We start from the raw sequence: 10,006 nt of genomic DNA on the forward strand, positions 1-10,006 counted from the left end.
GGCTCTCGATGTTTAGCATCACCGGGCCTATCCGCACACAGGGAGTGCCGGATTTACAGGAGGAGATGTCTCCGGCCAATCCTCTGACAGGTCTGTGGCCTTCCAGCTCGAGACCGCGAGTCTTTGCGGTATGTGGGCACTCGACCAGCCAACGTGACATCTCCGATTGGATACTGCAGGTCATGAAGCCGGGCGACGCGGGAACACCTCGGTCACGACGCGTTGAGTGGTGGCGTTTCTCAGAACCGTGCGGATTAGCTGTTCGAGGCGGGGTCGACTTCTGGGCGTGTCACCCCCTCATCGATGACCTCGACGGGGTTGTTCATGACGGCCAACTCAAGCATGGACACTTCGAAGAAGACAGCAGGTCCCACCCGCCACGGCAGTTTGACTGGAGATGAGAGCAGAGTCGACCGCACGATAGACAACTCGATCACCACCGATCGTCCCGGCGTACTGACTTCACGAATCGAAGCCGTGGGTCCCCTGGAGCGTGCCGAGGTAGGTTCCCGATCCGGACCATAGCCGGTTACCATCGTGTTTCAGAGGGCGGCCAGAGCCTCGACAGACTGACAGTCGACAACTGCCCCGACATCGAGAGGGATGACCAATCAGACCGAAGAGGAGAAGGAAGCCCGCGATACGACGCGCCGCATGAAGCCTAGCTCGCGGCACGGCGGACGGGCATCACTGCACCGGGTGCCCGAAACTCGTGAGGCTCAACGTGCTTAAGAGCTGACCGCAAGCGTTATTTGCTCGGCGACGACTTCGCTGCCACACTCTGACCATGGCAAACTCACGCACCAGGAAGGGTACAGGCGACTTAAGGGCCGCGCTCATGGTGGACTTCGACAATGTGTACTCGGGTTTACGCAAATTGGACCCCGAGGCCGCTGAATCATTCGCCAGGACTCCTCTACTCTGGACGGAAGCCCTCGTGCAATCGGGCATTCGTGGCGAGACCCGTCGGTTCCTAATTCGCAACTGCTACATGAATCCGTCGGTCTACTCGCACTACCGCGCGTTTTGGACTAGAGCTGGTTTTCGAGTCGTCGACTGTCCTTCTCTCACGCAACAGGGAAAGAGCAGCGCCGACATCAATCTCGTCCTGGACGCAGTAGACATCCTGTCCGGCCCCGTCGATGAATTCTTTATCGTTTCCGCAGACGCTGACTTCACGTCACTCATCGCGCGCTTTAGAGCTGCGGACCGTTTGACGACCGTTATCGTCGCGGGCGAGGTGGCGAGCGCGTACCGGCATATGGCAGACAGCATCGTCAACGCGGACGGTTTCATCGCCATCCTCAACGGACGCGAGACCTTGTCGCGCGTCATCGAGCCTCGGCCCGTCGACGAGGCACCATTCCAAAGTCCTGGGAGGCTTCCCCACAAGAGTTTGGCCATAGTCGAACAGCCCTCGGCTGCAGCAACGGCAGTCCTCGACTATCTCCAAGCAGCGAAAGGTCCCGTGAAAGTGCCTTTGCTCGCCCATCGAGCAAGACAAGGTGGTCATTCAATAGGAGCTGATTGGGACGGGTTCGGGACGTTCCGTTCATGGCTAACGCAATTCCCCGAAGTCGGATCATCATTTGATGCACATGGCGAATGGGCATGGGACGTCGCTCGATTCTCCGACGAAGATCTGCCCGAGGCCGCAGGAGGCCAGCCGCCAATAATCGCTCAAGTGACTCAAGTTACAGAAATACCGGGATTGTCGAAGGAGCAGTTCAAAATGATCTTCACCTTCCTGGCTACAGAGTTGAGCAAGGGGACGAAGGGCCGGTTCGAGTTATCCAAGCAAGTGAGGGACGCTTGCACGGAGGCCGGTCAGGGAGTATCTCGGTCTGCCGTGAACTTCGTCATCGGGGGCCTGCTTTTTGCCAACGCGCTCAAGGAGTCGGCGACGGCTGAGGACCTTGCACTCGGCTGGACGAGGAACGTCGAGTCCTTGTGCGGTGGCGCTCGCATGGAATTTAGCCCTCAAGAACTGGAGGAGTTGCGGAAGTGGGTGAGTGGAGGTTACTGGAGCGAGGCTGTGTGACGTTCCCCCGTACACCCTCACGGCCGATTAAGATTTAGTACTCAAGTTCCCTGTGGAAAGTGTGGGCCGCTAACGCTTCGAATGAACTGAACTCGGGGCAGCCCCGTTCGTTCATGCCGAGGTGTCGACGCCCATTGAAGAAAAGGCCGTTGGCGATATTGATCCCCTTTTCAGAGAGCGCTTGATTCACGCCAAGATCCTCGTCACACCACCGTCGCCGCCGCCGCCGAGATGCTCGACCGGCGCCTGCACCGATCCGCCATCACCCTCGATAGCAGCTCCTGCCGGCGCCGCAACCACGCCGCCGCAATAAACGAGAGGATCAGATTGAGGTCCTGGCCGTGGATATTTGAGGCCCGCGATAGGCTCAACCACGCTGGTCAGTCAATTGAAGGTGAGGGGTCACATGCCCACTGGAGCGAAGCACAATCGAATCGTTCACGATCCGATCCACGGGGAAGGCGGCATGGAGTGTCGCTGCACCATCGGTGAGGACCATCTCGAAGGCGACGACAGTGCGCTTAGCAACTACCTGAGCGAGTCAGATGCTGAGGACATTTGGAATTCGAGCGGCAGGGACGAGGATTACGACTTCCGCTAGCCGGAGGGAAGCTGCTGCGCTTGCTGTCGCCTCCATTGACTCCACCGGCCTGCAATGCCGGTCGCCGGACGCCCGGCTGATAAGACCGGTTATGACAGTCTGTCCGAAACCCGCCAGAATCGGCGGGGTATCTCCCTGGGCCGGCACGACGGATCCGAGCTCACGATGCATGATCTGTGGACACCGTCCATCCGATGGCTGAGCTTGAAGGTTCAGACCGCTCACTGATGTGGATACCCTCAAGGTATGACTCTGGCTGTAGATCTCGACGTGCTTCGATCGCTTCTCGCCCGAGGAGCTGAGTCAGACGACTTGGACTATAAATCCTCTTTCGACTTGTCCGCAAAGTCATCGGTGATGGAGATCGCAAAGGATTTAGCGGCGATGGAGTCGCTAGTCAGCGGGGGCTACATCGTCATTGGCGCGGATGACGCTGGCGGACCGAGCGGCACCTTTGACGCCAGCGACGCCTCGTCCTTTGACGAGCAGCGCGTGCGGTCGAAGTTCGTCTCCTATCTTGGTGAACCACTCGATTTTTCCAGCGCTCTTCACGATGTCGACGGTCAGCCGTACCTCCTGATTGGCGTCGGGCCGAACCGCGACGGCATGCGGATCATGTCAAAAATTGGGCAATACGAGGACAAAACCGTATGGCACGAATCCGACGTTTTCGTAAGACGCGGCACGTCGTCTATCCGGTGGAATCAACACGAAGCCCGTGGCATTATCGAACGCATCGTCGCGGCCCGCAAGGAAGAATGGCGGTCCGACGTGCTAGAGACCATCAAGGCTGCGACGCCGGCCTTCGATCCCGGTGGGTTCGTCAACGTAACGGTAGAGATGCCGGAAGGTGCGTTTGCGTCAGCGGTTATCGAGCTGATACGAAGAGGCGACACCGTCGGCCTTGACCTACTGCGGCGAAAAGTTCTTTCGGACTCGTTGGGAGCGATCGGCGCAGCCGTGGTTCCGGGAGCCGACGCTTCCGCAGGTGCAATTGAACTATCCGATCAGCTCTACCGGCTCGACATCCTTCTAGCCCTTGCCGCGAGGTATGACCAGCGCAGCCTTTTTGAAGCATGTTCGAGCGATCTGCGTGTCATCTATGACGCTGTGGATGAGTCGTTCTACTACGAGGTGCCCCGTCGCTTCGCGCAGGGGCACCAGCAAGTTCTCGTTCACATGTACGCGATTGGATCGGTACTGGTCACCGACCGGAAGTGGAACTACCTCCACGATCTTTTCCACCTCGCGCCGATCTCAGACGGGGATGGATACTGGAAGACCATCGGTCGGAAAGCCGAGGTCATGGTGGCCCGATCTGGATTGCTGCAAGACGAGAATGGAACTCGAATCGGCCTTATCGAAAAGGCCAAGCCTGTCACAAGCCGACTTCTGGATCTCCTGGCCACGGTTGTGCCAGATCAGACCAGTCTCCTCGTGCAAGTCGACGTGTACAGGGGCATAGCGCTTTCCACCGGTACGGGAGAACGCCTCGGTGCGTATACAAACTTTGCATTCTACAATTCACCCCGCGCTGAGCCCGCATTCCTCACCGTTCTTGACGATGCCGAGGCAAGAGAAGCACTTTTCTCTGGATCTAAAGAAGATCTGAAATCTGCCTATCGAATGTTGAGTTCGACCGCCATGCGAGAGGCTTTTGCTTACAACGGCTGGGACGGATTCGAGAATCGCCGTTTGCATGAATTCGTCGGTGACCCAGAGGAATAACCGTCGGGACTGCCGCCGGTTTGGTTGACTCGTTGACGTGCCCCACGGGTTGGTTACCCGCTGCGGTCTGAGGATTAGGCGGAGATGGATCGTTCCCACCAGCGCACCAGTCGGCGCATTCACAAGGAACTGGTTCGGCATCTGGCCATCGGGGGCGGCGTCGATTTGTCGATTGCGCTGGAAATCGTCGAGACGCCGCGCGGAGAATGCTGCTGTGCTGCTTGCCCAGCTGGACGGCGAAAATGAGGTGTTGAACATCGGCGCTGAACTCGGCACCGCGGAATCCTTAGGCGACAAAGAGCATGCGAACGAGACCATTGCAGGCTAGGAGGCAACAAAACCATCGTCAGTCCCGCATTCGTAATTTGGCGCCTCGATCCAGGTATCGAAAGTCGGCTTCGACTTGACGTCAATCCTGTGAGCAGTATTTGTGAGTCCCGCGCCTGAACCAGGATTCTTGCTTCCGCATGTTTTGACGTCGAGACATCTCATCATCAAACGCTGCAAGCCAGACGATTGCCCTTGCCCTCCGCTCGTGTCGTGCATAGAGGCCATACGCGAATGGAGAGAGGATCACTAGCCCGACAACTGCCAGAATGGCTCCAAAGATGAACGAGGACAGCAGCGGCATGTCCTCCAAATGGATGGGGTTCGCCGGAGCGACAATAAACCCGAGAAGGGCAAGCATTAGACCGACGAGGGCGAATTCAATTGTCATCGATTCGTCGGCGACTCGATGCCGTAGCTCAGCGCGAACTCTACGCTGCACATCTGGCAGTTCGATTGCGAAAGCCTTAACTCGGTCCGGAGTGACATCGAAATCTGCAAAGACATGGGGCCTAACGTCTTCGGGCAATTTAATCATGCTTGAAACCTACCGGGAGCCAACGTCATGGGAGTTTGAGCACGCTAGTCGGAGAGCGTCGAAAACACCCTGTGTCTTCGGCACTATCCTTTGCCCACACCCGCCCCGAAGCGCCACGCCTTCCCGGCGGCGCGTGAAGGCAACTCAGTTCGATTGGCGCGAGCGACATCGCTCGCATCTGTCGGTGGGCAACTGATTGGCATGCTGGCGATGCGGGCGTGAACACCGGACCCCTGGCCGGTATTGCGCCCGCCACGTGGATCGGTCTCTTCACGAGTCGGGATACAACCTTCGAACTTGCACACGTCCGGTATGCCCCAGGCGACGCCTCTGAATGATATTGAGGTCCGCGAGGAGCTGTATGAACGACTCGTGCACGTTATCTGCCGGGAACGTAGGAGATTGCGGTACGTGACGGTCCACGATGGCTGCATAACTGCCGCCGAGCAGCGCCAGCGTTGCGGCGGGCTCTCCAGCGAATGCGGTGCGCGCAGGCTCCCGGAGAATCAAAGTCAGAATGCAATCGGGATGGGCGCCCGATTCCACGAGTTGATGAACAGTCCTGAGCTCAGTTGCGACGGATTCGCGGGCCAGGAACTGCGCGACAGCTTCGGCGTTCGCTTTCCGGTTGGCACCGAGCAGCAGCGTCTCGAGCAGCATTGGCGCTAAGGTTCGAGTGTCTCGGGAAATGCTCGCGCTTGCCAAGAACGCAGGAGTGTCCCCGGGGCTCAGGAGTGATTCCACCTCCGCAAGGGATGGAGCAGGCGCCCTGGCAAGGAGGAGCTCCCGGATCGGCCATGCGTTAGCAGGCGTCGCTGCTTCGCGGAGTGCTGCGGTATCGCCCCACCCATCAGCCACGATTCGAACGGCGACAGAATCGCTGGCTCTAAGGATTGCGCTTGGCTTGAGCGCCACCTGTTCCTCGGAATGGGCGAGGAAGTGACTGATGACATCTGCGGTCAGCAGGTCCGGGAAGTTGCTGGAGGCGGAAAGGACCGAAGTCGCAAAGGCGGACAAGTCCTCGTCTGTGATCAGCGGGCAAGGCTCAGCATGCAGGGAACGAGCGATTGCGAAAGTCACATCCCCAGCAGAAACAAGCCGTGCGCTTAGATTGCCTGTCGTCAGCTGAACCTTATCCTCTATAAGCAGGGCCTCCTGGACGAGACCTTCGATTCCCTCGATGTCGTCGATGTTGATCGAAGAGCTGGCCCGTCTAGCCACCTGACGCAGGAGCGCGAAAACGTTGTCGTCCTCCTTCTTCAGCTCGCGTAGGTTTGTAAGGACGGCCACGAGCCCAGCGGAAGACTCAGCGGTGGGCCTCGAGTCGTTGCCATCAGATCCGGCTTCGCCGACAGCCTCCATGTCCAAGTACTCGTTGACGCGAGCGAGCGTGGAATGGTATAGGACCGGATGGTCGCGGAGGTATTCCAGAGAGACCCAGTGGTAGTCTTCCTCGCCAACGAGCGCGCGCAGGTTTGAGGCAGTCATGATGAAAAGCCCATGGGGAACTAGGACGTCGCGTGCTTTCATCGAGAGCGGTCTGACGTCGCTCACACATGTGCCGAGTTCAACGAGGCAGTTCGCCGCGCGCGCTGCGGCGTTGTCGTCACGCCTGATCGACTCCAGCTGCTCGTGAAACTCCTGAGCAAACCGCCGGACGGACTCGTTGGTTGAAACCTCTGAGGTTAAACTCCCGACTCGGACGCGACTGATAGCAGAGTCGAAGAGCGTCGGACGTGATTCGTCGGGAATGGACAGGTCCATTGCAACAAACTCGACCACGTTTGCAGTCAGCTCTGCAAGGTAGCAAATCATGTCGCTCAGCGGTTTCAGTGGCGTCTTCGCTCCATAGCGGTGGAAGAAGTCGCCCAGGAACGCTTGATCTCGATCGGTCCAGCCGCGGAGCTGCGCAAGGATGCGGTACGCGTCTACCGAGCGTTCTGTGAGGAGATACTCAAGCACGTGAATATTAACCATGCCGGAGCGTTCTAAGATCGCCTCCGCCTTCTCCGCGAGGATTTGTGCGACTGATTCGTGCGAGACGAAGTCGAGATGGCGACGGCCAGGTTGCTCCGTCACCGCGATCACAAAGTTCTGTGCTTCGAGACCGAGGAACTCGGCGTCAAAGCGTGCGCTTAGGAGGGAAAAATGCTGTGTTAGATGCCCGGCAACGATGAGGTCCGCAGCGAGCCCCTCCCCCATGACCGCTACGACAATCTGAGAGAACGACCGGACACCTGGGTCACCGTATTGTTCCAGCCAAACCGGAGGGCTTGGCTCAAAGGTGAATTGCGGAGCTCGCCAAAGCTTCTGCCATGTGGCTTGCTCGAGGAAGTCCCGATCGGCTTCCAGTTGCTCGCGTTCGCTCGGATCGATAGGAACGGCCGTCGCGTCGGCGAATGAAAGGGTCACGCCGAAAGCTGTCTCAATTCCGTCCCGGTCGAGCGTGCTGCCACCGTTGTACGTGAGACTGTGGCCGGCTGCGACACTGCGCCAAAGCTCGAGGTCGCTGAGTTCGTCTGGCGACATCGAGGAATAATTCGCATTCCCATAGTGGTTCCTGGCGACGGTCTGGAAGCGGATGTTGAGAGGGGCGGCACGTACCGTGATTTCCCGAGCGAGGTCTTTCGCCTGCACTCGCTGAGATTCTTCTGAAGGGTGGCTTAGCCGCGTGTTGATCCGCTCCAAGTTCTCGGCAATAAGGGACCGGGCGAGCCCAAGCACGCTATGCAGCTGGCTCCTGCCGAGACGGATCCTTTCGAAGTCGGCCACTTCGAGGTTCTTGTAAAGGATGAGGCTCAGAAGCCGATCGGCCGTCAGCTCGGCGGGGTGCTCGCCGGGTCGGAGGAGTTGCTCGCGATACATGCTGAATTCATTGCGAATGTTGCGAATCTGCCTTTGGTCCGGGAAATACTGAGCGATTGTCCGCACGAAGGCGTCAGATGGTCGCAGTGCATCGCCGCTGTCATTTCCCCCGGAGAGGAGATCAAGCTCCTTCTTGAGCGCGCCTCGCGCGTTCTGTTCGGTGATGAACGGCACGACGGGAACAATGAGGTCGAAGAACTTTGTCCGGGTGAATGCGTCGTGCTGCACGTCATTACTGGACTTCACACGAGTGGTGAGCAGTGAATCCCGGATCGCATAGACAAACACGATCGGACCAAGGTAGAAACTCTCAACAGGGTTTTCGAGTTCCAGCGTTTGCTTCTTCGGATTACCGCGCCGGATTCTGGTCCAGAGTAGGCGTCCTCGATGAAGCCGGCCTGGTTCAAGTTGTGCGGCATTATTGAGGAGAACGTTGAGCGCCCGAAGGTCCTCGAACACTTCAACGTTGCTAAATCGGTCCATGTCCTCGAGGATCACGATCCGTTTCTTGGACGCCTGGAAGAAGTAGACGATCTCGTCCAGATAGTCATCAAAATAGCTGCCGCTCTTGTCTGAGAGCGTCAGTTTCGCTGGGCCCGCCGTCAGATCGCTAATTACCAATCTGCCGTTCGTCACTCGAAAGAGAATGAAGACGATCAACCCCGCTGCGAGGAAGGTGGGCAAATAGACCTCTGGGCGCAAGGTGAGGTTGACCGTTCCCTGGGCAAAGGCCGCGATGAGTGTGATGAGCCACTGGATACCTGCGCCTGTGAGACCGGCAAGGAGCGACCAGCCGATGCTGCGCATCCACCGGAATCGGCTCGTTCGCGGGAAGCGCGATGCCGGGGTCTTGGCCGGGTCAACGACGTAGAGAATCTGTTTGACGATCTCCTTCTGTAAGTCGTTGGCAGAAGTCGACCCCCAAACAGCGCCGGAGCGAACAGTAGCTAAAGAGACTTGGACGGTCTGTTTGCCGTACCGCTGTCGAAGACCGGCGAGGATGCTACTCTTCCCGGCCCCATATGGACCAGAAAGCCCAATGTTTGTCGCATCGCAGCCTTCGATCCCTTCAATGAGAGCACGGAGATAAGCTGCATGGAGATCGTGCACATAATGAGGCGCAAGATCGTCAAGTTTTCGCCACTGCATCTCCTGCGTGGCTACCAGGCTCGGCTCGGGCGGCACCGCCATCTCTGCGCCGACGTCGTCCTGTTCTCCGCTCAATTGCATGCCCCCTAGCATCCGACCTGCACTGATTTTCGCGAGTACAACCCATCCGCCTTCGCTCCTCAGAGCTACTTGTCCCGGGACGCAGGTAGATGCTGCGCCGGGATACGCCCGATTCCCCACGTTCAGGATGTTGTATATCCGGTGATTCTACAGTCCTGCCTGTCGCGCGTGTCTCGCTGGGCCCGGCCGACACCCGTGTGCCCATACTTCGCCCAGCCAGGGGACCGGGAATCGAGGCGATCTCGTTTGAATGACCGCAACAGCAGGCTAGAAGGCGCAGAACATGGGCTCACAAACGCCTGCGCCAAGATGCTGCAACTGAGGGCCTCAAGGAGGAAATACAACCCGACGTGCGCTGATCGCTCTGCCGAGTACAGCCGATAACACCTCATATGACAGTCCCGGTGGACTCCCCGGCCAGCGGGCATCATCACTCCCTGGTCGACCGGGAACTGATCGGCTACCGCCGATTCCTCAGCCAATCAGCGCGCTGAGTGTCGCCTCTGGAGAGCGTCATCGATTCTTGATCTTGATGGTGTCAGCGACGGTTGAAAAGTAGGCCAATAACGACGGGCGAAAAGTAGTCCACTGTTGTGTCTAACTATTCTGCCGTGTTCTCTGGTCGTGCCGAGGGAAGAGTGTCGATGCCGCTGTTTTTGAGTCGGTAGCTGGAGCC

6 protein-coding genes are annotated in these 10,006 nt (G+C 58.4%); 3 read left to right on the forward strand and 3 right to left on the reverse strand.

Going from position 1 to position 10,006, the window contains the following annotated elements:
- The first annotated feature begins 787 nt into the window (after positions 1-787).
- Complete coding sequence (locus E3O67_RS10265; RefSeq protein WP_135102636.1) at positions 788-2,041, forward strand: NYN domain-containing protein; 1,254 nt, start codon at positions 788-790, stop codon at positions 2,039-2,041.
- A 34-nt stretch (positions 2,042-2,075) separates the two neighbouring features.
- Here E3O67_RS10265 and E3O67_RS16960 read toward each other — a convergent pair whose 3' ends face one another.
- Positions 2,076-2,231 (reverse strand): hypothetical protein, encoded by a 156-nt coding sequence (locus E3O67_RS16960; protein WP_167726577.1) that lies wholly within the window; start codon positions 2,229-2,231, stop codon positions 2,076-2,078.
- Positions 2,232-2,447: 216 nt separating this feature from the next.
- Here E3O67_RS16960 and E3O67_RS17255 point away from each other — a divergent pair, with 216 nt between their 5' ends.
- Together E3O67_RS17255 and E3O67_RS10280 are read left to right on the forward strand one after the other, a co-directional pair.
- On the forward strand, positions 2,448-2,642 hold the full coding sequence (locus E3O67_RS17255; protein ID WP_135102637.1) for a hypothetical protein: 195 nt from the start codon (positions 2,448-2,450) through the stop codon (positions 2,640-2,642).
- Positions 2,643-2,888: 246 nt separating this feature from the next.
- A complete protein-coding gene (locus E3O67_RS10280) occupies positions 2,889-4,370 on the forward strand; it encodes a helix-turn-helix domain-containing protein (RefSeq protein ID WP_135102638.1) in 1,482 nt (493 codons plus the stop codon).
- A gap of 409 nt (positions 4,371-4,779) precedes the next feature.
- Here the strand turns inward: E3O67_RS10280 and E3O67_RS10285 are convergent, their stop codons facing one another.
- Together E3O67_RS10285 and E3O67_RS10290 are read right to left on the reverse strand one after the other, a co-directional pair.
- The gene (locus E3O67_RS10285) at positions 4,780-5,235 is read right to left on the reverse strand and encodes a hypothetical protein (protein WP_135102639.1); all 456 of its coding nucleotides are present in this window, start codon (positions 5,233-5,235) and stop codon (positions 4,780-4,782) included.
- A 270-nt stretch (positions 5,236-5,505) separates the two neighbouring features.
- Positions 5,506-9,324, reverse strand: a complete 3,819-nt coding sequence (locus tag E3O67_RS10290) for a hypothetical protein (protein ID WP_135102640.1) — start codon at positions 9,322-9,324, stop codon at positions 5,506-5,508.
- Positions 9,325-10,006: the final 682 nt, after the last annotated feature.

This window comes from Cryobacterium sp. TMT3-29-2 (assembly GCF_004564305.1).
GTDB lineage: Bacteria > Actinomycetota > Actinomycetes > Actinomycetales > Microbacteriaceae > Cryobacterium > Cryobacterium sinapicolor.

Excerpts from the sequence above, each read along its gene's own strand:
- E3O67_RS10265 (WP_135102636.1), top strand. The coding sequence starts at position 788 with ATGGCAAACTCACGCACCAGGAAGGGTACAGGCGACTTAAGGGCCGCG.
- E3O67_RS10285 (WP_135102639.1), bottom strand. The coding sequence starts at position 5,235 with ATGATTAAATTGCCCGAAGACGTTAGGCCCCATGTCTTTGCAGATTTC.
- E3O67_RS10280 (WP_135102638.1), top strand. The coding sequence starts at position 2,889 with ATGACTCTGGCTGTAGATCTCGACGTGCTTCGATCGCTTCTCGCCCGA.
- E3O67_RS17255 (WP_135102637.1), top strand. The coding sequence starts at position 2,448 with ATGCCCACTGGAGCGAAGCACAATCGAATCGTTCACGATCCGATCCAC.